The following is a 26,692-nucleotide window of genomic DNA, read 5'->3' on the forward strand; positions in this document are numbered from 1 at the left end:
TCGCCAGGCTTATGAGCACGATTTTCGGGCACAGGGGCTATTTTGTAAAATTATCGTTACGATCTCGACGCAAAGGCCGCTCCCAGGCCCTCACAGACGCCGTGCAAACCCGCAGGGGACGGGATATTCCTAGGGCATGCGTGTTCATAACAAGAAAGCCCTCACCAGGAGTGCCCCATGAAACAGACGCACTACGTGGCCCGCGAGCCCGATGCGCAAGGTTTTATCGACTACCCGCAGCAAGAGCATGCGGTGTGGAACACCCTGATCACCCGCCAACTGAAGGTGATCGAGGGGCGGGCTTGCCAGGAGTACCTGGATGGCATCGAACAGCTCAAGCTGCCCCATGACCGCATCCCGCAACTGGGCGAGATCAACAAGGCGCTGGGCGCCACCACCGGCTGGCAGGTCGCCCGCGTGCCAGCACTGATCCCCTTCCAGACCTTCTTCGAGCTCCTGGCCAGCAAGCGCTTCCCGGTAGCCACCTTCATCCGCACCCCGGAAGAACTGGACTACCTGCAAGAGCCGGACATCTTCCACGAGATCTTCGGCCACTGCCCGCTGCTGACCAACCCCTGGTTCGCCGAGTTCACCCACACCTACGGCAAGCTGGGCCTGGCGGCAACCAAGGAAGAGCGGGTGTACCTGGCGCGGCTGTACTGGATGACCATCGAGTTCGGCCTGATGGACACCCCTCAAGGCCTGCGCATCTATGGTGGCGGCATCCTGTCGTCGCCGAAGGAAACCGTCTACTGCCTGTCCGAAGCGCCCGAGCACCAGGCCTTCGACCCCGTCGAAGCCATGCGTACGCCATACCGCATCGATATCCTGCAACCCCTGTACTTCGTCCTGCCCAAGCTCAAGCGCCTGTTCGACCTGGCCCATGAAGACATCATGGCCATGGTGCGCCAGGCCATGCAGCTGGGCCTGCACGCTCCGAAATTTCCACCCAAGGCGGCCTGAGCCGCCTTGCCGACAACAACTCGAACCGGAAAACCACCCATGAATGCCTTGAACCAAGCCCATTGCGAAGCCTGCCGCGCCGATGCGCCGAAGGTCACCGACGAAGAACTGGCGGTGCTGATTCGCGAGATTCCGGACTGGAACATCGAAGTGCGTGACGGCCACATGGAGCTCGAGCGCGTGTTCCTGTTCAAGAACTTCAAGCACGCCCTGGCCTTCACCAACGCAGTGGGCGAGATCGCCGAGGCTGAGGGCCATCACCCAGGCCTGCTGACCGAGTGGGGCAAGGTCACCGTGACCTGGTGGAGCCACTCGATCAAGGGCCTGCACCGCAACGACTTCATCATGTGCGCGCGCACCGATGCAGTGGCCAAGGACGCTGAAGGGCGCAAATAACACCGCCACACGCCCCCCTTATTAGGAGCGGGCCTGCACCCGCGATAGCGTCAGGCCTGCCAATCGACGGCGGCGCAAACGACGCCATCGCAGGGCAAGCCCGCCCCTACATCCCCCTACCCCGCACTGCGAACAGTCCGATATCCGCCCGCACAAACCGACAAACGCGGCGGAAAAATCTCAAACTGTCATCCAGACTCCTGTATCCTGCTTCAGCTTTTCGAAGCCATTGAACGCGCCTGGCGCAGCCTTTTCACTCACACTTGCGAGGAACGACGAGATGCATGAAATCCCGAATCTTCCCTTCCCAAGCCTGAAACCCGAAGAGCAAACCGTTGCCGCCCACGCCGCTGAGCCGGCCCCTGCGCAGCAGGATGGTGACGATCAACCCAGCGCCGACCAGGAATAACCGCGCATCCCCCCGACAGTGTGAAAACGGCTGACCTGCGGGCTACCCCCGTCATCACGTTTTCACACCGTCCAGAACCTCTGCCACGAAGGCCCCCATGCCAGACTCACCGCGCCCCCTTGCGGTCACCCTGCAAGTCGTCTCCATCGTCCTCTTCACCTTCATCGGCTACCTGAACATCGGTATTCCGCTTGCCGTGCTGCCCGGCTACGTGCACAACGACCTTGGCTTCAGCGCCGTCGTGGCGGGCCTGGTGATCAGCGTGCAATACCTGGCCACCCTGCTTAGCCGCCCCACCGCCAGCCGCATCATCGACAACCTCGGCAGCAAGAAAGCCGTGATGTACGGCCTGGCCGGCTGCGGCCTGAGCGGGGTATTCATGCTCGCCTGCACCTTCCTCACCCACCTGCCCTGGGCCAGCCTGGCCTGCCTGCTGGTCGGCCGCCTGGTGCTGGGCAGTGCCGAGAGCCTGGTGGGCTCGGGGTCGATCGGCTGGGGCATCGGTCGGGTCGGCGCCGAAAACACCGCCAAGGTCATTTCCTGGAACGGTATCGCCAGCTACGGGGCACTGGCCGTCGGCGCACCCCTGGGGGTGCTGATGGTCAAGGGCCTGGGGCTGTGGAGCATGGGCGTGAGCATCATCCTGCTCGGGGTGCTCGGCCTGCTGCTCGCCTGGCCCAAGCGCGCCGCGCCGATCGTCGCCGGCGTGCGCCTGCCGTTCCTGCGGGTGCTGGGCAAGGTGTTCCCGCACGGCTCGGGGCTGGCCCTGGGCTCGATCGGCTTCGGCACCATCGCCACCTTCATCACCCTCTACTACGCCAGCCGCGACTGGCCAAACGCGGCGCTGACCCTGAGCCTGTTCGGCGCCAGCTTCATCAGCGCGCGGCTGCTGTTCGGCAATCTGATCAACCGGATTGGCGGGTTCCGCGTGGCGATCGCCTGCCTCTCGGTGGAAACCCTGGGGCTGCTGATGTTGTGGACCGCATCCAGCGCCGAGATGGCCCTGGTGGGCGCGGCGCTGAGCGGGTTCGGGTTCTCGCTGGTGTTCCCGGCGCTGGGCGTGGAGGCGGTGAATCAGATGTCGGCGGCCAACCGCGGGGCGGCCGTAGGGGCGTATTCGCTGTTCATCGACCTGTCGCTGGGGATCACCGGGCCGCTGGTGGGCGCGGTGGCGGCGGGGTTCGGGTTTGCCTCGATCTTCTTGTTCGCGGCAGCGGCCTCGGGGTGCGGGTTGGCGCTCAGCCTGTACTTGTATCGGCAGAAGGCACGTAGCAGGTGACGACCCAATCGCGGGGCAAGCCCGCCCCCACAGGCACCCCATGGGTTTCGAAATCGCCAGGGTACCTGTAGACGCGGCCTGCCCCGCGATTGGGCTGCACAGCAGCCCTCTCGCACAGATCAGCGCTGGGCGTACTGCAACACCACTTCCAGCGGGTGGCGCATCTGCCGCTCGGTCATGCGCTTGACCTGGCTGCGGCACGAATACCCGGTGGCCAGCGGCTCGCCGTCCTTGTCCAGCTTGGTCGCCCAGGACTGCTCGAAGATGGTCTTCGAGGTTTCCTGGTTACGCGCCTCATGACCATAGGTGCCGGACATGCCGCAGCAACCGGTGGCCTCGGTGACCAGCTTCAGGCCCAGTCGCGCGAACACCTGCTCCCACTGCCGGGTACTGGCCGGCACGTTGGTCTTCTCGGTGCAGTGGGCCATCAGGCGGAATCCGCCGGCCTTGGCCGGCGCCTGCTCCGGCAGCACATCCATTAGCCACTCCTGCGGCAACAGCACCTTCGGGCAACCGTCAAGACCGTCGACCTTCTGGTACTCCTGGCGGTACACCAGGGTCATGGCCGGGTCCAGGCCCACCAGCGGCACGCCGCACTCGGCCAGGGCCTTGAGCTGGGTGGCGTTGCGGATCGCCGCCTTGGCGAAGGCGCCGAGGAAGCCCTGCACGTGCAGTGGCTTGCCGTTGGCGCTGTACGGCGCCAGGAACACCCGGTGGCCGAGGCGGTGGGCCAGCTCGATGAACGAGGCCAGCAGCGGTGTCTCGAAATAACGGGTGAAGGCGTCCTGCACCAGCACGATGCTGCGCTCGCGCTGGGCCGGTGTCAGCTCGCGCAGGGCCGGCACACTGGCCACGGCGACCCGGCAACGGGTCAGGGTGGCCTGGAAGTTGAAACGGCTGATCAACGGGCTGTCGACCATGCCGACCTGCTCGGCCAGCAGCTTGCCCACCCACTTCGAGCCCATCACCGCGTTGTACAGCCCCGGCGCATGGGCCAGGTAGGGAATGGTGAACTCCAGCGAGCCGATCAGGTAGTCGCGCAGCGGACGCTGGTAGCGACCGTGGTACAGCTCGAGGAAGCGCGAGCGAAAGTCCGGCACATTGACCTTGATCGGGCACTGCCCGGCGCACGACTTGCAGGCCAGGCAACCGGCCATGGCGTCGTACACCTCATGGGAGAAGTCGGCCTGGCCCTGGGCGCGGGCGCGGTTGTTGCGCAAGCGCGCCGGCAGGCCCTTGAGCCAGGACACCTGACTACGCGCCGCCGCCAGGACATCGATATCCGCCGCGCCTTGCAGACGCAGCCATTCGCGGATCAGCGAGGCTCGGCCCTTGGGCGAATGCTGGCGCTCGCGGGTGGCCTTCCACGACGGGCACATGGCGTCGTTGGGGTCGTAGTTGTAGCAGGCGCCGTTGCCGTTGCAATGCACGGCGCTGGCGAAGCTCTGCCAGACGCGCTCGTCGATGCTGCGGTCGAGGTCGCCACGCAGGGTCACGCCATCGACGCGGGTCAGGCCCTCGGCGCTATCCGGTGGCGTGCAGATCTTGCCGGGGTTGAGCTGGTTGTGCGGGTCGAAGGCGCCCTTCAGGCGTTGCAACGCCGGGTACAGCTCACCGAAGTAGCCCGGCACGTACTCCGAGCGCAGGCCCTTGCCGTGCTCGCCCCACAGCAGGCCGCCGTAGCGCTGGGTCAGCGCCGCCACGGCGTCGGAGATCGGCTTGACCAGCGCGGCCTGGGCCGGGTCTTTCATGTCCAGCGCCGGGCGCACGTGCAGTACGCCAGCGTCGACATGGCCGAACATGCCATAGGCCAGGCCATGGCCGTCGAGCAGTGCGCGGAACTCGGCGATGTAGTCGGCCAGTTGCTCCGGCGGCACCGCGGTGTCCTCGACGAACGGCTGCGGGCGAACCTCGCCCTCGACGTTGCCCAGCAGCCCCACCGAGCGCTTGCGCATGGTGTACACGCGGGTCACCGCCTCGGCGCCCTCGGCCAGGGTGTGGCCCAGGCGTTCGACGCTGGTATCGCGTTGCAAGTGCTCGATGAACGCCTCGACCCGGGCATTGACCTCGTCCGGCTCGTCACCGCAGAACTCCACCAGGTTGATGCCCAGGGTCGGGCGCTCGGGGTCGGCGGGGAAGTATTCGGCGACGCTGTGCCAGACGATGTCCTTCATCGCCAGCATCAGCACCTTGGAGTCGACCGTTTCGATCGACAGCGGCTTGTGCGCCATCAGTGCATTGGCATCGCGCAGGGCATCCATGAAGCTGATGTAGCGCACGTTGACCAGCACCGCGTACTTCGGAATCGGCAGTACGTTGAGCTTGGCTTCGACCACATAGCCCAGCGAGCCTTCGGCACCGCACAGCACGCTGTTGAGGTTGAAACGGCCCTGCTCGTCGCGCAGGTGCGCCAGGTCGTAGCCGGTCAGGCAACGGTTGAGCTTGGGGAAGGTGCGCTCGATCAGCTCGCCCTGGGTTTGCTGGATTTCGCGCGCGATGCGGTACACCTCGCCGGCGCGGCCCGGTGCGGCGCAGGCCTGTTCCAGGGCCGCGTCGTCGATCGGCAGGCTGTGCAGGCGTTCGCCACCGAGCAGCACGCTGTGCAGTTCGAGCACGTGGTCGCGGGTCTTGCCATAGGTGCAACTGCCCTGGCCACTGGCGTCGGTGTTGATCATGCCGCCGACGGTGGCGCGGTTGGAGGTGGACAGCTCGGGGGCGAAGAACAGCCCGTGCGGCTTGAGCGCGGCGTTGAGCTGGTCCTTGACCACCCCGGCCTGGACCCTCACCCAGCGCTGCTCGGCATTGATCTCGAGGATCTGGTTCATGTGCCGCGACAGGTCGACGACGATGCCGTCGGTCAGTGACTGGCCGTTGGTGCCGGTGCCGCCGCCGCGCGGGGTCAGCTTGACCTGGCGGAAGCGCTCCTCACCCATCAGCGCGGCGACCCGCGCCACGTCGTCGGCATCCAACGGGAACACCGCGGCCTGGGGCAGGCGCTGGTAAATGGAGTTGTCGGTGGCCAGCACCGTGCGGGTGCCGTAGTCGGCGCTGATCTGGCCCCGGAAGCCGCTGGCGCGCAGGGCTTCGAGGAATTGCGGGTACTGCGCGTCAGGGGCGCTGGGGTGAAGCTGGGCGATCATCGAAGGATGGCCTCTTGTAGGGGCGTGTTCACGGTGATTAAGGCAGATACGCTCCTACAGGGGAGGCGTTATCTCTTGCATCTGCGACATGAATGACGCCATGCCGGATGACGAATGCGCCAATGTTCCTGTACTTTCCAGCCCAGGGCAAACGGATAATCCTGCCGCTATCGATGACTTTTATGAATGAATTACCGTCACCTCACCCCATCGATGTCGCTGCTGCTGGCCTTCGAGGCCGCCGCCCGGCATGAAAGCTACACCCGCGCCGCCGCCGAACTGTCGCTGACCCAAAGCGCCGTGAGCCGCCAAGTCCAAGCCTTGGAGCAGCAACTGGGCCTGACCCTGTTCCGCCGCGAAGGCCGTCAGGTGCAACTGACCGACGTCGGGCGCCTGTACCAGCGCGAGCTCAGCGAGGCACTCGGGCGTATTCGCAGCGCCACTTTGCAGGCCCTGGCCTACCAGTCCGGGGTCGGCACCTTGCGCCTGGCAACGCTGCCGACCTTCGGCTCGAAATGGTTGCTGCCGCGCCTGCATGCGTTTTACGGCGCGCACCCTGGCATGCTGGTGCACATCCATTCGCGCATCGAAGCGATCAACTTCGACACCAGCGAGATCGACGCCGCCATCGGCGTGGCCACCCACGACCTGCCGGGGCTGGTGTGCCATCGCCTGCATGCCGAGGAACTGGTGGTCATCCTGCCGCCGCAAGCAGCCGCAGCAAAGGGCTGGAGCCCGGCACAGATCAGCGAAGAGGTGCTGCTCAACGTCGCCAACAACCCGCATGCCTGGGGCGAGTGGTTCTCCCATCATGGCCTGCCGCATCGCGCCATGCGCCTGGGGCCGAGCTTCGAACTGACCTCGCACCTGATCCAGGCGGTGCGCGCGGGGATCGGCATCGGGCTGGTGCCGCGCATTCTGGTCGAGGAGGAGTTGGCCAAGGGCGAGCTGTTCAGCCCCGGGGCGCCATTCGCCAGCCAGCGCAGTTATTACCTGATCTACCCGCCGCGCAATGAGGCACTGCCGTCGTTGCGGGCGTTTCGCGGATGGTTGTTGGCGCAGATTTGAGGGGCGTTGCGCCGTACCTGTCGCAGGAGCGGGCTTGCCCCGGGATAGAGCCGGCACAGCCAACAAAAAACCCGATGCCGATCTCCCGGCATCGGGTTTCACGTTTCCCTGCGCGAGCATTTACTTGGCCACGGAATCCGCCGCCTCACGCGCCTGCGCCGGGCGCTTGCCCTTGATCACATAGAACAAGAACATCACCACCAACCACACCGGAATCGCATACACCGAGATCTGGATCCCTGGAATCTGCAGCATGATGCCCAGGATCAGCACCACGAACGCCAGGCACAAGTAGTTGCCGTAGGGGTACCACAGCGCCTTGAACAGCGGTTTCTGACCGGTGCGGTCCAGGTGCTGGCGGAATTTCAGGTGCGAGTAGCTGATCATCGCCCAGTTGATCACCAGCGCCGCGACCACCAGCGACATCAGCAGCTCCAGCGCATGCTGGGGCATGAAGTAGTTGAGCAGCACCGCCACCAGGGTGAACGCCGCCGACGCCAGGATCGCCCGCACCGGCACACCGCGCTTGTCGATCTTCGCCAAGGCCGCCGGGGCATCGCCTTGCTCGGCCATGCCGTAGAGCATGCGCGCGTTGCAGTAGGTGCCGCTGTTGTACACCGACAACGCCGCGGTCAGCACCACGAAGTTCAGCAGGTGTGCGGCGACGTCGCTGCCCAGCAGCGAGAACACCTGGACGAACGGGCTGCTGCCATAGCTGCCACCGGAAGCGTCGATGCTGGCCACCAGGCTGTTCCACGGGGTCAGCGACAACAGCACGACCAGCGCCCCGATGTAGAAGATCAGGATGCGGTAGATCACCTGATTGATGGCTTTCGGGATCACGGTCTTCGGCTTGTCGGCCTCGGCCGCGGTGAAACCGAGCATCTCCAGGCCACCGAAGGAGAACATGATGATCGCCAGCGCCATCACCAACCCGCTCACGCCGTTGGGGAAGAAGCCGCCGTGTTCCCACAGGTTGCTCACCGAAGCGTCCGGGCCGCCGCTGCCGCTGGTCAACAGGTACGCGCCAAGGGCGATCATACCGACGATGGCGACTACCTTGATGATCGCGAACCAGAACTCGGCCTCACCGAACACCTTCACGTTCATCAGGTTGATGCCGTTGATGAGGATGAAGAACGCCGCTGCGGTCACCCAGGTCGGGATCTCCGGCCACCAGTAGTGGACGTACTTGCCGACCGCCGACAGTTCCGACATACCGACCAGGATGTACAGCACCCAGCAGTTCCAACCCGACAGGAAGCCGGCGAAACCGCCCCAGTACTTGTGCGCGAAGTGGCTGAAGGAGCCGGCCACCGGCTCCTCGACGATCATCTCGCCGAGCTGGCGCATGATCATGAAGGCGATGAAGCCGCAGATGGCGTAGCCGAGGATCATCGACGGCCCGGCGGATTTCATCACGCCGGCCGAGCCCAGGAACAGCCCGGTGCCGATGGCGCCCCCCAGGGCGATCAGCTGGATATGGCGGTTTTTCAGGCCACGCTTGAGTTCGCCTGGCTGCGAGTTGTTTGCACTCATGAACGAAGTCACCTGCTTGTTTTTATCTGTGACGAAATCGGACCCACCGCGCTTGTGGCGCAGCGGAATGGGCAAGGTGGTTACCTTGGTTTCTCGGGCTCGGGGTGTCGCGCGGGGCTCTGGGCCTGGGCGAATCAGCCGGGCGTTGGCGAGAGTGCGTGGTACGCAAGGGGGTCACAGGTAAAACGCGGCGCATTGTATACCCCTGCGAGCGCGCAGGCGTCAACGCGTTGCGTCGTTTCCTCGGGAAAAAACGCACCGGTCCTGGGGCGAAGGCCTTTACAGGCGGAGTGATCGGCGTACATGGCGCCTCCATTTGTTGTTGTTCGTGCCCGGCTCTCCGGCCCGGCTGTTGCGCACGGCAATGCCGGGTATATCAGCGTGGGGCGGACGTTTGGGCAAGGTCGTGTATGGAGGCGCGAAGGGGTTGGTAGCGCGGGTGGTGGCAAGTTCTGTTTACAGAGTGACGCGAAGGGGTGGATAGCGGGGAGAATCGGCGAAGGTTGTAAAACTATCGTTACAAGCTGGCTTGAATAGTTTCCATGCCGTAGGGAAAAGCGTTTCAGATCATGAAGTTGAGGTGCATTCATCGCGGGGCAAGCCCGCCCTGCAGGTACACAATCGTCTGCACCGCAGGCATAAAAAACCAGCCCGAAGGCTGGTTCTTTCACATCAGGCCCGATCAGCCGCGCGGTTTGCCGCGACCACGACCGGCCGGCTTGTCACCGTCCGGCTTGCCAGGGCGCTTGCGCACATCGCTCGGACGCTCAGCAACGGCGCTGCTGCGGCTGCTCTTGCGTGCCGGCGCCTCTTCCCGAGCCGGACGCGCCGGGCGCTCACCCGCCGCCTCGCCTGCGGCCGGGCGCAGGGTGCGCACGCGCTCGCCACGACCCAGTGGACGGGTGGACTTGCGCTGCAGGCGCTCGAGCTTGTCCTTGGCCTTGAGATTCAACGCGGGCAGCGCCACGGGTTGCAGGCCGACTTCCGCCGCGAGGATATCGATCTCGCCCTGGCTCATTTCGCGCCAGCGACCCATCGGCAGGTCGGAGTTGAGGAACACCGGGCCGAAGCGCACGCGCTTAAGACGGCTGACCACCACGCCCTGGGACTCCCACAGGCGACGCACCTCACGGTTGCGACCTTCCATCACCACGCAGTGGTACCAGTGGTTGAAGCCTTCGCCGCCCGGTGCCTTCTGGATGTCGGTGAACTTGGCCGGGCCATCTTCGAGCATCACACCCGCTTTCAGACGCTCGACCATCTCATCGTCGACCTCGCCACGCACACGTACCGCGTACTCGCGGTCCATCTCGTAGGACGGGTGCATCAGGCGGTTGGCCAGTTCGCCGTCGGTAGTGAACAGCAGCAGGCCGGTGGTGTTGATGTCCAGGCGGCCGATGTTGATCCAGCGGCCTTCCTTCGGCCGCGGCAGGCGGTCGAACACGGTCGGGCGGCCTTCCGGGTCGTCGCGGGTGCAGATCTCGCCATCGGGCTTGTTGTACATGATCACCCGACGGGTCGCCTCGGCGGCTTCCACGCGCTTGATCAGCTTGCCGTCGACGGCGATGGCGTCGTGCAGGTCGACGCGCTGGCCGAGGGTGGCCTCGACGCCGTTGACCTTGATGCGGCCCTGGCTGATCCAGGCCTCGACGTCACGGCGCGAGCCCACGCCGATGCGGGCGAGGACCTTTTGCAGCTTCTCGCCGGACGGGGGAATTGGTTGGGTTTCTTGCAGGTCTTTGTCACTCATCTGGGCACCTCCCGGTGTAGTAGCAGCGAAAGCGGTTTGGCGAGCGAATGCGCCAAGGGGCGCGAATTGTACGTGGTTTGTGGGTGTGGTGCACGGGTTTGCGCTGGACGGTTGGTTGTGATGGCCCTATCGCGGGGCAGGCAGTCCTCCCTCAGGGCTCCAGCTTGCCCTCGACCGCCTCCTGCGCCTCGTCGCGCAGGTCATCGAAATCGGTCTTCAACCCCTCCTCCATGGCATCCAGCTCCACCAGCAGGCTGCGGAAACTGGTCTCCTCCTTCGGCGCCCCCGCCTCGCCCTCGTCCTCCTCCAGCACACTGGCATCGGCCAGCGCCTGCAGATGCGCCGGCACCGGCGCATCGTCGAGGTCAAGCAAAGGTGCCGGCTCCATCTCGCGCAGTTCGGCCAGTGGCGGCAATTCGTCAAGGCTCTTGAGGTTGAAATGATCGAGAAACGCCTTGGTGGTGGCGAACATCGCCGGCTTGCCGGGCACCTCACGGTATCCGACGATGCGGATCCACTCGCGCTCCAGCAAGGTCTTGATGATGTTGGTGTTGACCGCCACGCCGCGCACGTCCTCGATCTCGCCACGGGTGATGGGCTGGCGGTAGGCAATCAACGCCATGGTTTCCAGCAGCGCGCGGGAATAACGCTGCGGGCGCTCCTCCCACAATCGGCCGACCCAGGGTGCGTAGTCCTCGCGAATCTGCAGCCGGTAGCCGCTGGCCACCTCCTTGAGCTCGAAGGCGCGTCCCTTGCAGGATTTGTCCAGCACCTCGAGGGCCTTCTTGAACACGGCCGGCGCCGGGCGCTCGGCCTCCTCGAACAGCTCGTAGAGGCGTTCGAGCGACTGCGGCTTGCCCGAGGCGAGCAGGAAGGCTTCGATCAGCGACGCCAGGTCGCGGGGTTCATTCAGGTTCATGGCGGAAGGCTTGCTCTTGCTTCACTCTGCCCGGGCACGGACGTGGATCGGGGCGAAAGGCTCATTCTGCACCAGTTCGATGAGCGATTCCTTCACCAGTTCGAGAATCGCCATGAAGGTCACCACCACGCCGAGCTTGCCTTCCTCGGCGCTGAACAGTTCGACGAACGGCACGAAGGCGCCACCCTTGAGACGCGCCAGCACCTCGCTCATGCGCTCGCGGGTCGATAGCGCCTCACGCGTGACCTGGTGGCTTTCGAACAAGTCGTTGCGGCGCATCACCTCGGCCATCGACACCAGCAGCTCTTCCAGGCTGACCTGGGGCAGCAGCTTGCGCACCTTGGCCTGCGGCGCCTCCAGGCGTGGCACCACGACTTCGCGGCCGACCCGCGGCAACTCGTCGATGCCTTCGGCGGCGGCCTTGAAGCGCTCGTACTCCTGCAAGCGACGGATCAGCTCGGCGCGCGGGTCGCCCTCCTCTTCCTCGATCTCGACCGAGCGCGGCAACAACATGCGCGACTTGATCTCGGCGAGCATGGCGGCCATCACCAGGTACTCGGCGGCCAGTTCCAGGCGCACCGATTTCATCAGCTCGACATAGCTCATGTACTGGCGGGTGATCTCCGCCACCGGGATATCGAGGATGTCGATGTTCTGCTTGCGGATCAGATAGAGCAGCAGGTCCAACGGGCCCTCGAAGGCTTCGAGGAAGACTTCCAGGGCGTCCGGCGGGATATACAGGTCCAGCGGCAACTCGGTAACGGCCTCGCCGTACACCAACGCCAACTGCAATTGCTGGGGCGCTGCGTCGGTTCCGGCCGGTGCCTCGAGGGCGTCCACCGGGCTCATGCGTTGGCCAGGAAGGGCGTCGGATCGCCGCAACCTTCGCGAATCAGCTCAGGTTCGTCGCCGACCAGGCTGATCACCGTCGACGCCTTGAGGTCGCCGTAACCGCCGTCGATGATCAGGTCGACATGGTGCTCCAGGCGCTGGCGAATCTCGTAGGGGTCGGTCATCGGCTCCTCGTTGCCCGGCAGGATCAAGCTCACGCTCATCAAAGGCTCGCCCAGTTCTTCGAGCAACGCCAGGGCGATCGGGTTGGACGGCACGCGCAGGCCGATGGTGCGGCGCTTGTCGTGCAGCAGTAAACGCGGCACTTCGCGGGTGGCGTTGAGGATGAAGGTATAGGGGCCGGGAATGTGCGCCTTCAGCAGGCGAAAAGTGGCCGTGTCGATCTTGGCGAACAGGCCCATCTGCGACAGGTCGCAGCACAACAGGGTGAAATTGTGGTTCTTGTCCAGTTGGCGTAGCCGACGGACACGTTCCACGGCGTTCTTGTCGCCGATCTGGCACCCCATCGCATAGGCCGAATCGGTCGGATAGACCACCACCCCGCCCTTGCGAATGATCTCGACCGCTTGTTTTATCAGGCGCGCCTGCGGGTTTTCCGCATGAATCTGGAAAAATTGGCTCACGTAGTCGTCCTGTTCATACCGCCATAGGCTGTTCATGCTTGAATCGGCGCCACAGAGGTGGCAGGTCCTCGGGCAATGGCCGGTAGGCACCGATCTCGCCCCAGGTGCCGGGGCCGTGGAAGTCACTGCCAGCGCTTGCCAGCAGGCCGAACTCACGGGTAAGGATGGACATCGTGCCCACCTGCTCGGGCGGCATCATGCCATTGACCACTTCAAGCGCCTGCCCTCCTGCCTGAATATAGTCGGCGATCAGCCTTCTGCGCTTGCTGCGTGTCAGTTCGTAGTGCATCGGGTGGGCCAGGCTCACCCATGCGTTGGACTCGCGCAGGGTCGCCACGGTTTCATCTAGGGTCGGCCAATGCAACTTGACGTCGCCCAGCTTGCCGGCGCCCAGCCATTTGCGAAACGCCTCGCCACGGTCCTTGGCGTACCCGGCGCGCACCAGGAATTCGGCGAAATGCGGCCGCGCCGGGGCATTGCCGCTGTCACCCAGCGCCTGCTGCACCGCCCGCGCGCCCTCCAAGGCGCCCGGCATGCCCTTGGCCGCCAGGCGCCGGGCGATTTCCTCGGCACGCAGCCAGCGACCACGGTGCAGTGCGGCGATGGCCTCGAGCAAGGGCGGTGCGTCGAGCGGGAAGTCGTAGCCTAGCACATGGATGGTCGCCCCACCCCAGGTGCACGAAAGCTCCACCCCGCTGACCCACTGCATGCCCAGCGAAACGCACGCCTGGCGCGCCTCGTTCAAGCCTTCGAGGGTGTCGTGGTCGGTCAGGGCCAGTGTCCGCACCCCGTGCTCATGGGCCCGGGCGACCAGCACCGAGGGCGACAGGGCGCCGTCGGAAGCCGTGCTGTGACAGTGCAGATCAACATTCATGGGGAGCGCTTTCGCTGGAATCGATGTTTGTTATTATGCCGTCACATCCCGCTTCTGGCTGCCACTGTGAAACAATTCATCGATTTCATCCCGCTGCTGCTGTTCTTCATCGTCTACAAGCTCGACCCCCGCCCTGTCGAAATCGCCGGCCACGGCTTCGAATTCGGCGGCATCTACAGCGCCACGGCGATGCTGATCTTCAGTTCCCTGGTGGTCTATGGCGCGCTGTTCCTGCGTCACCGCAAACTGGAGAAGGGCCAGTTGCTGACCTTGGTCGCGTGCCTGGTGTTCGGCGGCCTGACCCTGGCCTTCCACAGCGAGACGTTCCTGAAATGGAAGGCGCCGGTGGTCAACTGGCTGTTCGCCCTGGGCTTCGCCGCCAGCCACTTCATCGGCGACCGGGTGCTGATCAAGCGCATAATGGGCCACGCCCTGGCCTTGCCCGACGCCATCTGGGCGCGCCTGAACCTGGCCTGGATCGGCTTCTTCCTGGTGTGCGGGGCGGCCAACCTGTTCGTCGCCTTCACCTTCCAGGACTTCTGGGTCGACTTCAAGGTGTTCGGCAGCCTGGGCATGACCGTGGTATTCCTGGTCGCACAGGGCGTGTACCTGTCGCGCCACCTGCACGACGCCGACCCTTCCACCTCCAAACCCAAGGACTGACATGCTCTACGCCATCATCGCCAGCGACGTCGAAAACTCCCTGGAAAAGCGCCTGGCCGCCCGCCCGGCGCACATCGAGCGACTGCAGCAGCTCAAGGCCGAGGGCCGCGTGGTACTGGCCGGCCCGCACCCGGCCATCGACAGCAACGACCCGGGTGAAGCCGGCTTCAGCGGCAGCCTGATCGTCGCCGAGTTCGACTCGCTGGCGGCCGCCAAGGCCTGGGCCGACGCCGACCCGTACATCGCCGCCGGCGTTTACGCCAACGTCGTGGTCAAGCCGTTCAAGCAAGTCCTGCCCTGATTCCGCAGCGCCTCAACGCACGGCCAGCCTGCCTTACAGCACTTTACAGGCGTGGCTGGCCATGCGATGACCCCGCGCCCCGCTCATCAAATCCGACCAACGGCCGACAACCTTCTGAACCGATAGGAATCAGGAGTTCCAATGCGTCAAGGTCCGATGTCCCTGCTGCTTTGCCTGTCACTGCTGTCCCCCCTGGTCCACGCCGAACAGCCGTTGTCGCTGGAAGCCGGCGCGCGCATCACCGAACTGCAGCAGCGCCTGGAGGAAAGCGAGAAACAGCGCACAGCCCTGGCCCAGCAACTGCAAAACGCCGACGGCGAGCGGGAAAGCGCCCAGCTCACCCGCCTGCGCCAGGACAACCAGCGCCTGAAGCTGTCGCTCAAGGAACTGCAGGCCAGCGCCCCGCAGCGCCTGCTCACCGACCAGCAGCAGTGGTTCCTGATCGGCGCAGCCGTTGCACTGTTATCCGCAGTCTGCGGTATCTTAGCCAGCGGCGGACACAGAAGACGCCGTCAATGGTTGAATTGAGTGAGTCATGAGCGAGCTGTTACTGATTGATGATGACCAGGAGTTATGCGAGCTGCTCGGCAGCTGGCTGACCCAAGAGGGGTTCTCGGTACGCGCCTGCCACGATGGCCAGAGCGCGCGCCAGGCCCTGGCGGCCCACGCCCCGGCGGCCGTGGTGCTGGATGTGATGCTGCCGGATGGCAGCGGCCTGGAACTGCTCAAGCAGCTGCGCACCGACCACGCCGAACTGCCGGTGCTGATGCTCTCGGCCCGAGGCGAGCCACTGGACCGCATCCTTGGCCTCGAGCTGGGTGCCGACGACTACCTGGCCAAACCCTGCGACCCGCGTGAGCTCACTGCCCGTCTGCGCGCCGTTCTGCGCCGCAGCCACCCGGCGGCACCGAGCACCCAGGTGGAGATCGGCGACCTGGCGTTCAGCCCGGTGCGCGGTGTGGTCAACATCGACCAGCGCGAAATGACCCTTACCCTTTCCGAGAGCCGCATCCTCGAAGCCCTGCTGCGTCAGCCCGGCGAGCCGCTGGATAAACAGGAACTGGCGCAGATCGGCCTGGGCCGCAAGCTGACCCTGTACGACCGCAGCCTGGACATGCATGTGAGCAACCTGCGCAAGAAGATCGGCCCGCACCCGGACGGCCGTCCGCGCATCGTCGCCCTGCGCAGCCGCGGCTACTACTACAGCCTCTAACCGAACCCGAACGCCTCCCGCCAGGAGCGGGCTTGCCCCGCCTACAAGATCTTTACCGCACCTTTACCGAGCACTGACCGCCCTTGACCTTGATCTCCCTAGACTGGGCTCATCCGGTAACCACCGGCCCCAAGAAGGAGAGACACCATGCGCAAGACCCTGATCGCCCTGATGTTCGCCGCCGCCCTGCCGACCATGGCCCTGGCCATGCCAGAAGGCGGCCCGCGCCACGACGGCCCGCATCATCGCGGTGACGCGCCTTTCGCCCAACTGGACCTGACCCGCGACCAGCGCCAACAGATCGGCAAGCTGATGGGCGAGCAGATGAAGCAGCGCCGCGACGTCACTGAACGCTACCTGGCCAAGCTGCCGGCCGCCGAGCACAAGGCCATGCAGGACGAGATCAAGGCCGGCCACGACAAGACCCAGGGCCAGATCCGCGCCCTGCTCAAGCCCGAGCAGCAGAAACAGTTCGACGAGCTGCAGAAGGAACGCGCCGCGCGCAAAGCCGAGTGGCAGGCCTTCCAGGCCTGGAAGGCTGAAAAAGCCGGCAAGGCCCAGTAAGCTGTCAACCCGACGCCCGGCCCGCTGCACTGCGGGCCGGGTTTTTCATCGTTTGGAGGTGCTCGTCTTGCGTTCACTGTTCTGGCGCATCCTGGCCAGCTTCTGGCTGGCCATCGCCCTGGTCGCCGGCCTGTCGATCCTGCTCGGCCACATGCTCAACCAGGACGCCTGGATCCTCAGCCGCCACCCCGGCCTCAATACCTTGGCCAGCCACTGGGTGCAGCACTACGAGAAGGAAGGCCTGGAGGCCTCCCAGCAGTTTCTGGAACAGCGCAAGCAGCGCTACAGGATCGACGTGCAGGTGCTCGACGACAGCGGCGATGCCGTGGTGCCCGGCACCTTCCCGCGCCGCGCCGCGGCCTTCGAGGCGCGCCAGCAAAACGATGACCGCCGCCTGCCCTGGCGCCGCCTGACCGAGGAATACACCAGCCCCACCACCGGCGAGACCTACCTGCTGATCTACCGCATCCCCCACCCGGAACTGATGGCCTGGCGTCGCGAGAGCATGATCTGGCCGCTCAGCGCCCTGGGAATAGCCTTGGTGGTGCTGACCTTGTTCAGCCTGCTGGTGACCCTGTCGATAACCCGCCCGCTGAGCCGCCTGCGCGGCGCGGTGCACGACCTCGGCCAGACCAGCTACCAGCAGAACAGCCTGGCGCGCCTGGCCGCCCGGCGCGACGAGTTCGGCGTGCTGGCCAACGACTTCAACAAGATGGGCGCACGCCTGCAAAGCATGATCGGCAGCCAGCGCCAGCTGCTGCGCGACGTCTCCCACGAGTTGCGCTCGCCGCTGGCGCGCCTGCGCATCGCCCTGGCCCTGGCCGAACGCGCCGAGCCCGAGCAGCGCCAGGCGCTGTGGCCGCGCCTGGCCCGCGAATGCGACCGCCTGGAAGACCTGATCAGCGAAATCCTCGCCCTGGCCCGCGTCGATGCCGAGCAAGCCCACGCCGAACCGGTGGACCTCAACGTACTGCTCGGTAGCGTGCGCAAGGATGCGCAACTCGGCGCGCCGGAGCAGGAGATTCGCCTGGAAACCGAGCCTGGCCTGACCTTGCAGGGCTGGCCGACCCTGCTGGAGCGCGCCGTGGACAACCTGGTACGCAACGCCCTGCGCTTCAGCCCGGCAGGGCAGCCGATCGAGATTCACGCCGCGCGCGATCAAGCGCGCATCGTGCTGAGCGTGCGCGACCATGGGCCGGGGGTGGCGGTGGAACACCTGACGCAGTTGGGTGAGCCGTTCTTCCGTGCGCCGGGGCAAGAGGCGCCGGGGCATGGCCTGGGGCTGGCCATTGCCCGGCGGGCGGCGGAGCGCCATGGTGGCAACCTGGTGCTGGAGAACCACACACAAGGTGGGTTCGTCGCCCGCCTGGAATTGCCGCTGGCAGAGGCGCCCGCCTGAGCTCAATGGGGCTGCGACGCAGCCCCGCAGCCGTCACTCGCCCCAGGCGTTGACGAAGTCAGCCGTGGCCAACACCGGCGCCGTGCGCGGCTCGCTGATCGGCGTGCCGACATACAGGAAGCCCAGCAGCTCCTCGTTCTGCGCCAGCCCCAGCCCTCGCTGCACATGCGCATCGAATGACAGGTCGCCCGTGCGCCACATCGCCCCCACGCCCTGGGCATGCGCAGCGATGAGGATGCCGTGGGCCGCACACGCCGCGGCCAGGCGCTGTTCGGACTTCGGCACCTTGAAATGGTCCTGCAGCCGGGCGATCACCACGATCAGCAGCGGCGCGCGCAGTGGCATGGCGCGGGCCTTGTCCAGCGCGGCCTGGCTGGCCTCGCCCTTGGCCTGCACGGCTTCGGCGAAGAGCTCTCCGAGCTTCTCGCGGCCCTGGCCTTCGATGGTCAGGAAGCGCCATGGCCGCAACTGGCCGTGGTCCGGGGCGCGCAGCGCGGCCTGGAACAGCGCCTCGCGCTGGGCCTCGTTGGGCGCGGGGTCGGTCAGGCGTGCCACGGAAACACGGTTGAGCAATGCGTCGAGAGCCTCCATCGGCTACCCTCCTGGCAAGTGGGAAGTGCGCCATTCTCAAGCGGCAAGCCTCAAGCTGCAAGCCGCAAGATAAAGCACGTTCGCGCTTACCGCTTGCAGCTTGTGGCTTGCGGCTTAAAATGGCGCCCTTCCGTTTCGAGTCAGGGCAGATCACATGGCGTTGCCGACCTTAAGGATCATTGGTTTCATCATCGGCATCTTCCTGATCACCCTGGCGGTGAGCATGGTCGTGCCCATGACGACCCTGGTGGTCTTCGAACGCACCGGCGACATGCCGTCGTTCCTGTGGTCGAGCCTGATCACCTTCATCGCCGGCCTGGCCATGGTCATCCCCGGCCGCCCCGAGCACGTGCACCTGCGCCCGCGCGACATGTACCTGCTGACCGTCAGCAGTTGGCTGATCGTCTGCGTGTTCGCGGCCCTGCCCTTCCTGCTGACCCAGCACATCAGCTACACCGACGCCTTCTTCGAAAGCATGTCCGGCATCACCGCCACCGGCGCCACGGTGCTCAGCGGGCTGGACAACATGTCGCCGGGCATCCTGATGTGGCGATCGATGCTGCACTGGCTCGGCGGCATCGGCTTCATCGGCATGGCGGTGGCGATCCTGCCGCTGCTGCGCATCGGTGGCATGCGCCTGTTCCAGACCGAATCGTCGGACCGCTCCGAGAAGGTGATGCCGCGCTCGCACATGGTCGCCAAGTCGATCGTGCTGGTGTACATCGGCATCACCGTGCTCGGCAGCCTGGCGTTCTGGTGGGCGGGCATGAGTCCGTTCGATGCGATCAACCACGCCATGTCGGCGATCTCCACCGGCGGTTTCTCGACCTCCGACCTGTCCCTGGCCAAGTGGGACATCCCGGCGGTGCACTGGGTGGCGGTGGTGGTGATGATCCTCGGTAGCCTGCCGTTCACCCTGTACGTGGCGACCCTGCGTGGCCACCGTAAGGCGCTGATCAAGGACCAGCAGGTCCAGGGCATGCTGGTCCTGCTGGTGACGGTCTGGCTGGTGCTCGGCACCTGGTACTGGGCCACCACCGACCTGCACTGGCTCGACGCCTTGCGCCACGTGGCCCTGAACGTTACGTCGGTAGTCACGACCACGGGCTTCGCCCTGGGCGACTACAGCCTGTGGGGCAACTTCTCGCTCATGCTGTTCTTCTACCTGGGCTTCGTCGGTGGCTGCTCAGGCTCTACCGCGGGCGGCATCAAGATCTTCCGCTTCCAGGTGGCGTACATCCTGCTCAAGGCCAACCTCAACCAGCTCATCCACCCGCGCGCGGTGATCAAGCAGAAGTACAACGGCCACCGCCTCGACGAGGAGATCGTCCGTTCGATCTTGACGTTCTCGTTCTTCTTCGCCGCGACCATCTGCATCATCGCCCTGCTGCTGTCGCTGCTGGGCGTGGACTGGATGACCGCGCTGACCGGCGCTGCGGGCACCGTCTCGGGCGTCGGCCCGGGGCTGGGCGAAGTGATCGGCCCGGCAGGCAACTACGAGACGCTGCCGGATGCGGCCAAGTGGATTCTTTCCGGCGGCATGCTGCTTGGCCGCCTAGAGATCATCACGGTGCTGGTGTTGTGCATGCCGGCGTTCTGGCGTCACTGACCGGCAGCCCTTCCAGCCGCGCACGGTACTCGCTGGGCGTGGCATCGAACCAGCGGCGGAATGCCCTGTAGAAGTTGCTTGGGTCGGCAAAACCCAAGAGATAGGCGGTTTCCAGCAGGGTCATGCCGGGCTGTGCCAGGTACTGCTCGGCAAGTTCCCGGCGCGTGTCGTCGAGCAGGGTCTGGAAGCTCGTGCCCTCTTCCTGCAGGCGCCGCTGCAAGGTGCGCTGCGACAGGTGCAGGGCCTGGGCCACGGTTTCGCGCTTGGGCTCGCCCTGGGGCAGGATGCGGCACAGCGTCTGGCGCACGCGGTGGGTCACGCGGCTTTCTGAGAAGCGCGCCAGGTACTCCCCGGCAAAACGGTCGTGCAACAGCGCCATCGCCTCGTTGGCGGTGGGCAGCGGTGCTTCGAGGTCGCCGCGCTCGAGGATCAGCGCGTCATGCGGCGCGCCGAACACCAGCGGGGCGCGGAAGGCTGCCTTGTAAGGTTCGATGTTCTTCGGTTGCGGGCCCTGGATCAGCACCCGCCGCGGCTGGATCGGCCGCCCGCTGAGCCAGCTGCACAGCGACAGTGCGCAGGCCAGCGAAGCCTCGGCGCTGTGCCGGGTCGGCGGCAGGTGGTCGCCGTGGACAGTGAGCACCAGCGCGTAGCCTTCCGGCCCCAGGCGAAAACTCAGGTCGGAGCTCTCGGCAATGATCCGCTGGTAGCGCACCAGGCGCTCGAAGCCTTCGGCCAGGGTGCGGCTGGACATCAGCGCGTAGCCAACCACGTGGAACGACGCCGGGCGCACCACCCGCGCCATGTTCAGGCCGATGGCCTCGTTGCCCGACACCTCCACCGCCAGTTGCCAGAGCCGGGTCATGGAGTCCTGGGTGAAGCGCGCGTCGGGGTCGTCGAGGGCGGCGAAGTCCAGCCCCAGTTGCCTGAACATGGCCCGGCAGTCGAGCCCCTCCAGTTCGAGCGCCTTTACAATCCCTGATGCCCAGCTGGCTGACGTGGTTCTTTCACTCATGACAGGCTTCTTGTGCTGACCGCTCCTGCGGTGAATCCAAAGGATACTCAATTGGCGCTTATTGTCACTGGCCGGGTGCCTCAGTGACTCTAGACTCGAAACAGGCTCCACGCCGTGTATCCTGAACAAAAACGCCCTCCGGGAGCACAGCCATGAACAGCACAGCGCAGTTTCGCAGTTTTGCCGAGTTCTATCCGTACTACCTGGGCGAGCACGCCAACCCCACCTGTCGCCGCCTGCACTTCGTCGGCACCAGCCTGGTCATCGCCCTGCTGGCCTACACCATCGCCAGCGGCCACTGGCTATTGCTGCTGGCCGTACCGTTCGCCGGGTATGGTTTCGCCTGGGTCGGGCATTTCTTCTTCGAGAAGAACCGGCCGGCCACCTTCACTCATCCGTTCTATAGCCTGATCGGCGATTTCGCGATGTTTCGCGACATTCTGTTGGGCAGAATCAACCTTTAGATCGCATCGCGGGACGCAGGAATCGCGTGGCTCACTGGGTCAGCGGCGAACCTGTGGCGGCTTGTCTCGCGATAGAGCCATTGCAGTTCTACGCCAACTCGCGCAACGCCGCCTCCCGCTCGGCCTCACGCGCCTGGGCATCCGCCAGCCGATACAGCTCGATGCTGCCGTCCCAATGCTCGATCAGCGCGGTGCACGACTCCACCCAATCGCCGCAATTGAGGTAATCCACCGCCCCCACCTTGCGGATCTCGGCATGGTGGATGTGGCCGCACACCACCCCGTGGAAGCCCCGCCGCGTGCACTCGTGGGCGATGGCATCCTCGAAGTCGCTGATGAAGTTCACCGCACCCTTGACCTTGTGCTTGAGGTACGCGGACAGCGACCAATACCCGTAACCGTAGCGAGCGCGCCAGTGGTTGAGCCAGCGGTTGAGCACCAGGGTGAACTCGTAGGCGCGGTCGCCGAGGAACGCCAGCCAGCGGTGGTAGCGGGTGATCACGTCGAACTGGTCGCCGTGCACCACCAACAGGCGCCGGCCGTCGGCGGTGAGGTGCTCGGCCTCGTCCACCAACTGGATGTTGCCAAGGATCAGCTTGGAATAGCGGCGCAGGAACTCGTCGTGGTTACCGGTGACGTAGATCACCTCGGTACCGCGCTTGCTCATGGTCAGCAGACGGCGAATCACGTTGGTGTGCGCCTGCGGCCAGTAGATGCCACCGCGCAGCTTCCAGCCATCGATGATGTCGCCGACCAGGTAGATGCGGTCGGCCTGGTAGCCCTTGAGGAACTGCGACAGGTGCTCGGCCTGGCAATCCCGGGTGCCCAGGTGCACATCGGAGATCCACAGGGTACGCACGCGTTGCTTGCGTGACGGGCGGGCGAGTTCGGCGTGGGTCATGGGCGGGCTCCGGCGCTGTTTGCTGGAGACTGGCAGTTGCACATGACAGGTTGGTGGCAGGCATGTGACGGGTGATCGGCAGGCGCAGTGATCTTGTACACTGGCCGTCTGCCGCGACGATTCTTGAGCGCTGGCCCGATCCTGGGAATAGGGTCGCGCCCACCGAACATAGGACCACCATGAATCACCGCACCGCCCTCGGCGCCCTGCATATCGGCGCGTTGTTCTTCGGCCTCACTGGCGTGTTCGGCAAGCTCGCCGCCAGCGCCACCCCGTCGGTCATCGTCTTTGGCCGGGCGATCTTCGCCGTACTTGCCCTGGGCCTGTTCGCCACCCTGGCCCGCCAGGGCTGGCAGGCGCTCAAGCCCCAGGACCTGCGCCGCCTGCTACTCGGCGGGGTGCTGCTGGCCGGGCACTGGGTGAGTTTCTTCGTCGCGGTCAAGGTCGCAGGCGTGGCCATCGCGACCCTCGGCTTCGCCAGCTTCCCGGCGTTCACGGTAATCCTTGAAGGCTTGCTGTTTCGCGAACGCATCCGCCGCAACGAAGCACTGTTGGTGCTGTTGGTCAGCATTGGCCTGGTGTTGGTCACGCCGTCGTTCGACCTGGCCAGCGAGGCCACTGGCGGGCTGCTCTGGGCGCTGCTCTCGGGGCTGCTGTTCTCGCTGCTGTCGCTGGCCAACCGCGCCGGCTCCGGCCGGGTATCGGCGGTGCAGGCCGCGCTGTGCCAGAACCTGGTGGTCGGTGTGTGCCTGCTGCCCTTCGCCCTGCCGGACATGGCCGCCGTGCAGGCCATGGACTGGCTGTGGGTCGCCCTGCTCGGCATATTCTGCACGGGCGTGGCGCACAGCCTGTTCGTCGCCAGCCTGGCGGTGATCAAGGCGCGCACCGCAGCGGTGGTGTTTGGCATGGAGCCGGTTTACGGGATCACCATGGCCTGGGTGGTGTTCGCCGAAACGCCGACCCTGCGCATGCTCGCTGGCGGCGCGCTGATCATCTTCGCCATCGTGCTGTCCAGCCGCCTGAGCACCGAGCAGCCCGCCAAGACCTTGCCCGAAGGGGCCTGATCAGCGGTCGTTGTGGCCCAGGTCGCGCTGCGGGTCGATCTGGTCGCGCACCCGCTGCTTCAGCACCTTGGCCTCGGGGAAGCCGCCGTCGGCCTTGCGCTCCCAGAGCTGCACGCCGTCGCAGGTGATGCGGAACACCCCGCCGGTACCGGGCTCCAGCGTCACCCGTCCAAGGTCGTCGGTGAAGGTGCTGAGCAGTTCCTGGGCCAACCAGGCGGCGCGCAGCAGCCACTGGCACTGGGTGCAATAAGTGATGACGATTTCGGGCTTGGCGTTGGCCATGGGAACGGTCTCCTCCGGGGTTGGGCCGCTTATACTAGCGGTCTTTGCCCATTGCTTTGAGACTCACGATGCATCGTTTGCTGTTACTTCTGTTGCTGGTGCTGACCTCTTTCAACGCCCTCGCCATCGAGGCTACCCGGCCCAAGGTCGGCCTGGTGTTGTCCGGCGGCGCCGCCCGGGGCTTGACGCACATCGGCGTGCTCAAGGCCCTGGAGCAGCAGGGCGTGCGCATCGACGCCATCGCCGGCACCAGCATGGGCGCAGTGGTCGGCGGCCTGTATGCCTCCGGGTACAGCATCGAGGAGCTGGAACAACTGGCCCTGACGCTGGACTGGCAGCAGGCGCTGTCCGACGCCCCGCCGCGCAAGGACGTGCCATTCCGGCGCAAGCAGGACGACCGCGACTTCCTGGTCAAGCAGAAGCTGAGCTTTCGCGACGACGGCAGCCTCGGCCTGCCACTGGGGGTGATCCAAGGGCAGAACCTGGCGCTGCTGCTGGAAAGCAAGCTGGCCCATACCGCCGACACCCGCGATTTCGACAAGCTGCCGATTCCCTTCCGCGCCGTGGCCACCGACATCGCCAGCGGCGAAAAGGTGGTGTTCCGCCGCGGCCACCTGCCCCAGGTGATCCGGGCCAGCATGTCGATCCCGGCGGTGTTCGCCCCGGTGGAGTTGGATGGCCGCCTGCTGGTCGATGGCGGCATGGTCGACAACATCCCGCTGGACGTGGTGCGCGAGATGGGCGTTGACCTGGCCATCGTCGTCGACATCGGCACCCCGCTGCGCAACCGCAAGGACCTGACCACCGTGGTCGACGTGCTCAACCAGTCAATCACCCTGATGACCCGGCGCAACTCCGAAGAGCAACTGGCCAGCCTGCGTCGCGAGGACATCCTCGTGCAGCCATCACTGGCAGCCTTCGGCGTCACCGACTTCGGCCGTGCCCAGGACATGATCGACGCCGGCTACCGCGCCACGCGCGCCCTCGACGGCCGCCTCGCGACGCTGCGCCAGCCCGAGGGTGACAGCAGCCTGGCCGCGGCGCGCTCGGCCAACCAGCGCACCCCCGTGATCACCGCGATCAAGGTGGAGAACGACTCGAAAGTCAGTGACGAGGTGATCCGCTACTACATCCGCCAGCCCATCGGCGAGCCGCTGGAGCTCGAGCGCCTGCAGATCGACATGGGCACGCTGTACGGCCTGGACTACTTCGACCGGGTGCAGTACCGGGTGGTGCACAAGGGGCAGGACAACACCTTGGTGATCAACGCCCGCGGCAAGCGCGGCGGCACCGACTACCTGCGCCTGGGCCTGAACCTGTCGGACGACCTGCGCGGCGACAGCGCCTTCAACCTGGGTGCCAGCTACCGGGTCAACGGCATCAACCGCCTGGGCGCCGAGTGGCTGACCCGTGCGCAGATCGGCAACGAGCAGAACCTCTACAGCGAGTTCTACCAGCCGCTCGACGTGGGTTCGCGCTACTTCATCGCTCCCTACCTGGACCTCGGCTCACAGAACATCGAGGCGACCCTGGACAACGACCCGATCGCCGAGTACCGCCTGGAACGCTATGGCTTCGGGCTCAACCTGGGCCGGCAGATCGGCACCTACGGCGAGGTGCGCCTGGGTGTGGGCAAGGCCTGGGGCGAGGCCGAGGTGCGCATTGGCGACCAGGACCTGCCCAAGGTCAGTTTCAACGAGGGGTTCTATGAACTGAAGTATTCGTTCGACACCCTCGACAACGTGTACTTCCCGCACAGCGGCGAAGACATCGGCCTGACCCTGCGCAAGTACGACCGCTCGCTGGACTCGGATACCGACTACCGACAGTGGCAGTTCAACATCGACAAGGCCTTCAGCAGCGGGCCGAACACCTGGGTGCTCGGTGGGCGCTATGGGCGCACCCTGGATGAGACCGAGGTGGTGACCTCAAGCTTCGTGCTGGGCGGGGCGCGGCAGTTGTCGGGGTTCCGCCAGGATTCGGTGTCGGGCCAGAACGTCAGCCTGCTGCGCATGGTCTACTACCGCCGCCTGACGCCACGGGCCTACGTGCCGCTGGACTTCCCGTTGTACCTGGGCGGGTCGCTGGAGCGAGGGCGGGCGTGGAACAACGACAATGAGTTCGACAGTGGCTACATCAATGCGGCGAGCGTGTTCCTGGGGATGGATACACCGTTGGGGCCGTTGAACATCAGCTATGGCGTCAACAGTGAGGACCAGAAAGCGGTGTACCTGAACCTGGGGCATACGTTTTGAGCGGCGAGCTTCGAGAAGAAGCGGAGTTTGCGCGACATCCGCAATCCGCTTTTCTCGTAGCTCGAAGCTGAATTCAAGACTTTTCGAGGTTGGCGAGAATCTTCGCATGCACGCGCATGCACACTTCCAGGTCCGCCTCGTCGACGCCGGTGAACAGCTCGGCGCGCAAAGCGTTGGCGATGGTTTCGATCTGGTCGATCAGCGGCTTGGCAGGGGGGCACAGCAGGATTTTCTTCGCCCGCCGATCCTCCAGCACCGCCTGGCGGCGCACCAGGCCCTGGCTTTCCAGGCTGTCGAGCAAGCGCGCCAGGGTTGGGCCCTCGACCCCTACGCTCTGGGCCAGCTCGCGCTGGGTCGGCGCCTCGTCGAAGCGGGCCAGGTGCAGCAACACCAGCCAGCGAGCCTGGGACAGGTTGAGCCCGGCCAGGCGGCGGTCCAGTTCAGCACGCCAGCCACGGGACATCTGGGCCAGCTGCATGCCGAAGCGGTGTTGGTTGTCGGTCAGGGGCATAAGCAACTCGATCGATAGAACTAATTATTAGTCAGCTAATCATGCTCCGGA

27 protein-coding genes are annotated in these 26,692 nt (G+C 65.4%); 15 read left to right on the forward strand and 12 right to left on the reverse strand.

Going from position 1 to position 26,692, the window contains the following annotated elements; all coding sequences use genetic code 11:
• Nucleotides 1–177: 177 nt before the first annotated feature.
• The 4 genes from phhA (at nucleotide 178) to P0Y43_RS16245 (ending at nucleotide 3,047) form a co-directional block, all read left to right on the forward strand.
• On the forward strand, nucleotides 178–963 hold the full coding sequence (phhA, locus tag P0Y43_RS16230; RefSeq protein WP_275638292.1) for a phenylalanine 4-monooxygenase: 786 nt from the start codon (nucleotides 178–180) through the stop codon (nucleotides 961–963).
• 39 nt (nucleotides 964–1,002) lie between these two features.
• Nucleotides 1,003–1,359, forward strand: coding sequence for a 4a-hydroxytetrahydrobiopterin dehydratase (locus tag P0Y43_RS16235; RefSeq protein WP_275638293.1), 357 nt, complete (start codon nucleotides 1,003–1,005; stop codon nucleotides 1,357–1,359).
• A gap of 280 nt (nucleotides 1,360–1,639) precedes the next feature.
• Nucleotides 1,640–1,768, forward strand: a complete 129-nt coding sequence (locus P0Y43_RS16240) for a hypothetical protein (RefSeq protein WP_275638294.1) — start codon at nucleotides 1,640–1,642, stop codon at nucleotides 1,766–1,768.
• A gap of 97 nt (nucleotides 1,769–1,865) precedes the next feature.
• Nucleotides 1,866–3,047: an MFS transporter gene (locus P0Y43_RS16245; RefSeq protein ID WP_275638295.1), complete on the forward strand. Its 1,182-nt coding sequence runs from the start codon at nucleotides 1,866–1,868 to the stop codon at nucleotides 3,045–3,047.
• 119 nt (nucleotides 3,048–3,166) lie between these two features.
• Here the strand turns inward: P0Y43_RS16245 and ydiJ are convergent, their stop codons facing one another.
• A complete protein-coding gene (gene ydiJ, locus P0Y43_RS16250; protein WP_275638296.1) occupies nucleotides 3,167–6,187 on the reverse strand; it encodes a D-2-hydroxyglutarate dehydrogenase YdiJ in 3,021 nt (1,006 codons plus the stop codon).
• A 186-nt stretch (nucleotides 6,188–6,373) separates the two neighbouring features.
• Here ydiJ and P0Y43_RS16255 point away from each other — a divergent pair, with 186 nt between their 5' ends.
• Complete coding sequence (locus P0Y43_RS16255) at nucleotides 6,374–7,255, forward strand: LysR substrate-binding domain-containing protein (RefSeq protein ID WP_275638297.1); 882 nt, start codon at nucleotides 6,374–6,376, stop codon at nucleotides 7,253–7,255.
• Nucleotides 7,256–7,375: 120 nt separating this feature from the next.
• Here the strand turns inward: P0Y43_RS16255 and P0Y43_RS16260 are convergent, their stop codons facing one another.
• The 6 genes from P0Y43_RS16260 to P0Y43_RS16285 form a co-directional block, all read right to left on the reverse strand.
• On the reverse strand, nucleotides 7,376–8,794 hold the full coding sequence (locus tag P0Y43_RS16260) for an amino acid permease (RefSeq protein ID WP_275638298.1): 1,419 nt from the start codon (nucleotides 8,792–8,794) through the stop codon (nucleotides 7,376–7,378).
• A 682-nt stretch (nucleotides 8,795–9,476) separates the two neighbouring features.
• Complete coding sequence (gene rluB, locus P0Y43_RS16265) at nucleotides 9,477–10,544, reverse strand: 23S rRNA pseudouridine(2605) synthase RluB (RefSeq protein ID WP_275638299.1); 1,068 nt, start codon at nucleotides 10,542–10,544, stop codon at nucleotides 9,477–9,479.
• Between the two features lie 151 nt (nucleotides 10,545–10,695).
• Entirely contained in the window at nucleotides 10,696–11,463 is a 768-nt protein-coding gene (gene scpB, locus P0Y43_RS16270) for an SMC-Scp complex subunit ScpB (RefSeq protein ID WP_275638300.1), read from the reverse strand.
• A 21-nt stretch (nucleotides 11,464–11,484) separates the two neighbouring features.
• On the reverse strand, nucleotides 11,485–12,183 hold the full coding sequence (locus tag P0Y43_RS16275; protein ID WP_275638335.1) for a segregation and condensation protein A: 699 nt from the start codon (nucleotides 12,181–12,183) through the stop codon (nucleotides 11,485–11,487).
• A 125-nt stretch (nucleotides 12,184–12,308) separates the two neighbouring features.
• Complete coding sequence (locus P0Y43_RS16280; protein WP_275638301.1) at nucleotides 12,309–12,938, reverse strand: L-threonylcarbamoyladenylate synthase; 630 nt, start codon at nucleotides 12,936–12,938, stop codon at nucleotides 12,309–12,311.
• Between the two features lie 13 nt (nucleotides 12,939–12,951).
• A complete protein-coding gene (locus tag P0Y43_RS16285; protein WP_275638302.1) occupies nucleotides 12,952–13,812 on the reverse strand; it encodes a PHP domain-containing protein in 861 nt (286 codons plus the stop codon).
• Nucleotides 13,813–13,878: 66 nt separating this feature from the next.
• Here P0Y43_RS16285 and P0Y43_RS16290 point away from each other — a divergent pair, with 66 nt between their 5' ends.
• The 6 genes from P0Y43_RS16290 to P0Y43_RS16315 all read left to right on the forward strand — a co-directional run bounded on the left by P0Y43_RS16290 (nucleotide 13,879) and on the right by P0Y43_RS16315 (nucleotide 17,952).
• Nucleotides 13,879–14,475: a septation protein A gene (locus tag P0Y43_RS16290; protein ID WP_275638303.1), complete on the forward strand. Its 597-nt coding sequence runs from the start codon at nucleotides 13,879–13,881 to the stop codon at nucleotides 14,473–14,475.
• A gap of 1 nt (nucleotide 14,476) precedes the next feature.
• Complete coding sequence (locus P0Y43_RS16295) at nucleotides 14,477–14,776, forward strand: YciI family protein (RefSeq protein ID WP_275638304.1); 300 nt, start codon at nucleotides 14,477–14,479, stop codon at nucleotides 14,774–14,776.
• 141 nt (nucleotides 14,777–14,917) lie between these two features.
• Nucleotides 14,918–15,304, forward strand: a complete 387-nt coding sequence (locus P0Y43_RS16300) for a translation initiation factor 2 (protein ID WP_275638305.1) — start codon at nucleotides 14,918–14,920, stop codon at nucleotides 15,302–15,304.
• Nucleotides 15,305–15,311: 7 nt separating this feature from the next.
• On the forward strand, nucleotides 15,312–15,989 hold the full coding sequence (locus tag P0Y43_RS16305) for a response regulator transcription factor (RefSeq protein WP_275638306.1): 678 nt from the start codon (nucleotides 15,312–15,314) through the stop codon (nucleotides 15,987–15,989).
• 147 nt (nucleotides 15,990–16,136) lie between these two features.
• Nucleotides 16,137–16,553, forward strand: coding sequence for a Spy/CpxP family protein refolding chaperone (locus P0Y43_RS16310; protein WP_275638307.1), 417 nt, complete (start codon nucleotides 16,137–16,139; stop codon nucleotides 16,551–16,553).
• Between the two features lie 67 nt (nucleotides 16,554–16,620).
• Entirely contained in the window at nucleotides 16,621–17,952 is a 1,332-nt protein-coding gene (locus P0Y43_RS16315) for a sensor histidine kinase (protein WP_275638308.1), read from the forward strand.
• A gap of 33 nt (nucleotides 17,953–17,985) precedes the next feature.
• On the opposite strand, the gene P0Y43_RS16320 is transcribed toward P0Y43_RS16315, so the two are convergent.
• Nucleotides 17,986–18,543 (reverse strand): nitroreductase family protein, encoded by a 558-nt coding sequence (locus P0Y43_RS16320; protein ID WP_275638309.1) that lies wholly within the window; start codon nucleotides 18,541–18,543, stop codon nucleotides 17,986–17,988.
• A gap of 154 nt (nucleotides 18,544–18,697) precedes the next feature.
• On the opposite strand from P0Y43_RS16320, the gene P0Y43_RS16325 reads away from it, so the two are divergent.
• On the forward strand, nucleotides 18,698–20,152 hold the full coding sequence (locus tag P0Y43_RS16325; RefSeq protein WP_275638310.1) for a TrkH family potassium uptake protein: 1,455 nt from the start codon (nucleotides 18,698–18,700) through the stop codon (nucleotides 20,150–20,152).
• Here the strand turns inward: P0Y43_RS16325 and P0Y43_RS16330 are convergent.
• Nucleotides 20,109–21,164 (reverse strand): AraC family transcriptional regulator, encoded by a 1,056-nt coding sequence (locus P0Y43_RS16330; RefSeq protein WP_275638311.1) that lies wholly within the window; start codon nucleotides 21,162–21,164, stop codon nucleotides 20,109–20,111. The two genes, P0Y43_RS16325 and P0Y43_RS16330, sit on opposite strands and share 44 nt — an antisense overlap.
• Nucleotides 21,165–21,316: 152 nt before the next feature.
• Between P0Y43_RS16330 and P0Y43_RS16335 the strand changes: the two genes are divergently transcribed.
• On the forward strand, nucleotides 21,317–21,628 hold the full coding sequence (locus P0Y43_RS16335) for a DUF962 domain-containing protein (RefSeq protein ID WP_275638312.1): 312 nt from the start codon (nucleotides 21,317–21,319) through the stop codon (nucleotides 21,626–21,628).
• 88 nt (nucleotides 21,629–21,716) lie between these two features.
• Here the strand turns inward: P0Y43_RS16335 and P0Y43_RS16340 are convergent, their stop codons facing one another.
• Entirely contained in the window at nucleotides 21,717–22,529 is an 813-nt protein-coding gene (locus P0Y43_RS16340; protein ID WP_275638313.1) for a UDP-2,3-diacylglucosamine diphosphatase, read from the reverse strand.
• 179 nt (nucleotides 22,530–22,708) lie between these two features.
• Here P0Y43_RS16340 and P0Y43_RS16345 point away from each other — a divergent pair, with 179 nt between their 5' ends.
• Nucleotides 22,709–23,593, forward strand: coding sequence for a DMT family transporter (locus P0Y43_RS16345; protein WP_275638314.1), 885 nt, complete (start codon nucleotides 22,709–22,711; stop codon nucleotides 23,591–23,593).
• On the opposite strand, the gene P0Y43_RS16350 is transcribed toward P0Y43_RS16345, so the two are convergent.
• Entirely contained in the window at nucleotides 23,594–23,875 is a 282-nt protein-coding gene (locus P0Y43_RS16350) for a SelT/SelW/SelH family protein (protein ID WP_275638315.1), read from the reverse strand.
• Nucleotides 23,876–23,943: 68 nt separating this feature from the next.
• On the opposite strand from P0Y43_RS16350, the gene P0Y43_RS16355 reads away from it, so the two are divergent.
• A complete protein-coding gene (locus tag P0Y43_RS16355) occupies nucleotides 23,944–26,130 on the forward strand; it encodes a patatin-like phospholipase family protein (RefSeq protein ID WP_275638316.1) in 2,187 nt (728 codons plus the stop codon).
• 73 nt (nucleotides 26,131–26,203) lie between these two features.
• Here P0Y43_RS16355 and P0Y43_RS16360 read toward each other — a convergent pair whose 3' ends face one another.
• Nucleotides 26,204–26,641: a MarR family transcriptional regulator gene (locus P0Y43_RS16360; RefSeq protein ID WP_275638317.1), complete on the reverse strand. Its 438-nt coding sequence runs from the start codon at nucleotides 26,639–26,641 to the stop codon at nucleotides 26,204–26,206.
• Nucleotides 26,642–26,692 lie beyond the last annotated feature (51 nt).

The organism is Pseudomonas entomophila (assembly GCF_029193575.1).
Taxonomy (GTDB): Bacteria; Pseudomonadota; Gammaproteobacteria; order Pseudomonadales; family Pseudomonadaceae; genus Aquipseudomonas; species Aquipseudomonas entomophila_G.

Bases quoted from the DNA above. Each gene is read 5' to 3' on its own strand.
- phhA (WP_275638292.1), top strand. From the start codon at position 178: ATGAAACAGACGCACTACGTGGCCCGCGAGCCCGATGCGCAAGGTTTT.
- P0Y43_RS16235 (WP_275638293.1), top strand. From the start codon at position 1,003: ATGAATGCCTTGAACCAAGCCCATTGCGAAGCCTGCCGCGCCGATGCG.
- P0Y43_RS16240 (WP_275638294.1), top strand. From the start codon at position 1,640: ATGCATGAAATCCCGAATCTTCCCTTCCCAAGCCTGAAACCCGAAGAG.
- P0Y43_RS16245 (WP_275638295.1), top strand. From the start codon at position 1,866: ATGCCAGACTCACCGCGCCCCCTTGCGGTCACCCTGCAAGTCGTCTCC.
- ydiJ (WP_275638296.1), bottom strand. From the start codon at position 6,187: ATGATCGCCCAGCTTCACCCCAGCGCCCCTGACGCGCAGTACCCGCAA.
- P0Y43_RS16255 (WP_275638297.1), top strand. From the start codon at position 6,374: ATGAATTACCGTCACCTCACCCCATCGATGTCGCTGCTGCTGGCCTTC.
- P0Y43_RS16260 (WP_275638298.1), bottom strand. From the start codon at position 8,794: ATGAGTGCAAACAACTCGCAGCCAGGCGAACTCAAGCGTGGCCTGAAA.
- rluB (WP_275638299.1), bottom strand. From the start codon at position 10,544: ATGAGTGACAAAGACCTGCAAGAAACCCAACCAATTCCCCCGTCCGGC.
- scpB (WP_275638300.1), bottom strand. From the start codon at position 11,463: ATGAACCTGAATGAACCCCGCGACCTGGCGTCGCTGATCGAAGCCTTC.
- P0Y43_RS16285 (WP_275638302.1), bottom strand. From the start codon at position 13,812: ATGAATGTTGATCTGCACTGTCACAGCACGGCTTCCGACGGCGCCCTG.
- P0Y43_RS16295 (WP_275638304.1), top strand. From the start codon at position 14,477: ATGCTCTACGCCATCATCGCCAGCGACGTCGAAAACTCCCTGGAAAAG.
- P0Y43_RS16300 (WP_275638305.1), top strand. From the start codon at position 14,918: ATGCGTCAAGGTCCGATGTCCCTGCTGCTTTGCCTGTCACTGCTGTCC.
- P0Y43_RS16305 (WP_275638306.1), top strand. From the start codon at position 15,312: ATGAGCGAGCTGTTACTGATTGATGATGACCAGGAGTTATGCGAGCTG.
- P0Y43_RS16310 (WP_275638307.1), top strand. From the start codon at position 16,137: ATGCGCAAGACCCTGATCGCCCTGATGTTCGCCGCCGCCCTGCCGACC.
- P0Y43_RS16320 (WP_275638309.1), bottom strand. From the start codon at position 18,543: ATGGAGGCTCTCGACGCATTGCTCAACCGTGTTTCCGTGGCACGCCTG.
- P0Y43_RS16325 (WP_275638310.1), top strand. From the start codon at position 18,698: ATGGCGTTGCCGACCTTAAGGATCATTGGTTTCATCATCGGCATCTTC.
- P0Y43_RS16330 (WP_275638311.1), bottom strand. From the start codon at position 21,164: ATGAGTGAAAGAACCACGTCAGCCAGCTGGGCATCAGGGATTGTAAAG.
- P0Y43_RS16335 (WP_275638312.1), top strand. From the start codon at position 21,317: ATGAACAGCACAGCGCAGTTTCGCAGTTTTGCCGAGTTCTATCCGTAC.
- P0Y43_RS16340 (WP_275638313.1), bottom strand. From the start codon at position 22,529: ATGACCCACGCCGAACTCGCCCGCCCGTCACGCAAGCAACGCGTGCGT.
- P0Y43_RS16345 (WP_275638314.1), top strand. From the start codon at position 22,709: ATGAATCACCGCACCGCCCTCGGCGCCCTGCATATCGGCGCGTTGTTC.
- P0Y43_RS16350 (WP_275638315.1), bottom strand. From the start codon at position 23,875: ATGGCCAACGCCAAGCCCGAAATCGTCATCACTTATTGCACCCAGTGC.
- P0Y43_RS16355 (WP_275638316.1), top strand. From the start codon at position 23,944: ATGCATCGTTTGCTGTTACTTCTGTTGCTGGTGCTGACCTCTTTCAAC.
- P0Y43_RS16360 (WP_275638317.1), bottom strand. From the start codon at position 26,641: ATGCCCCTGACCGACAACCAACACCGCTTCGGCATGCAGCTGGCCCAG.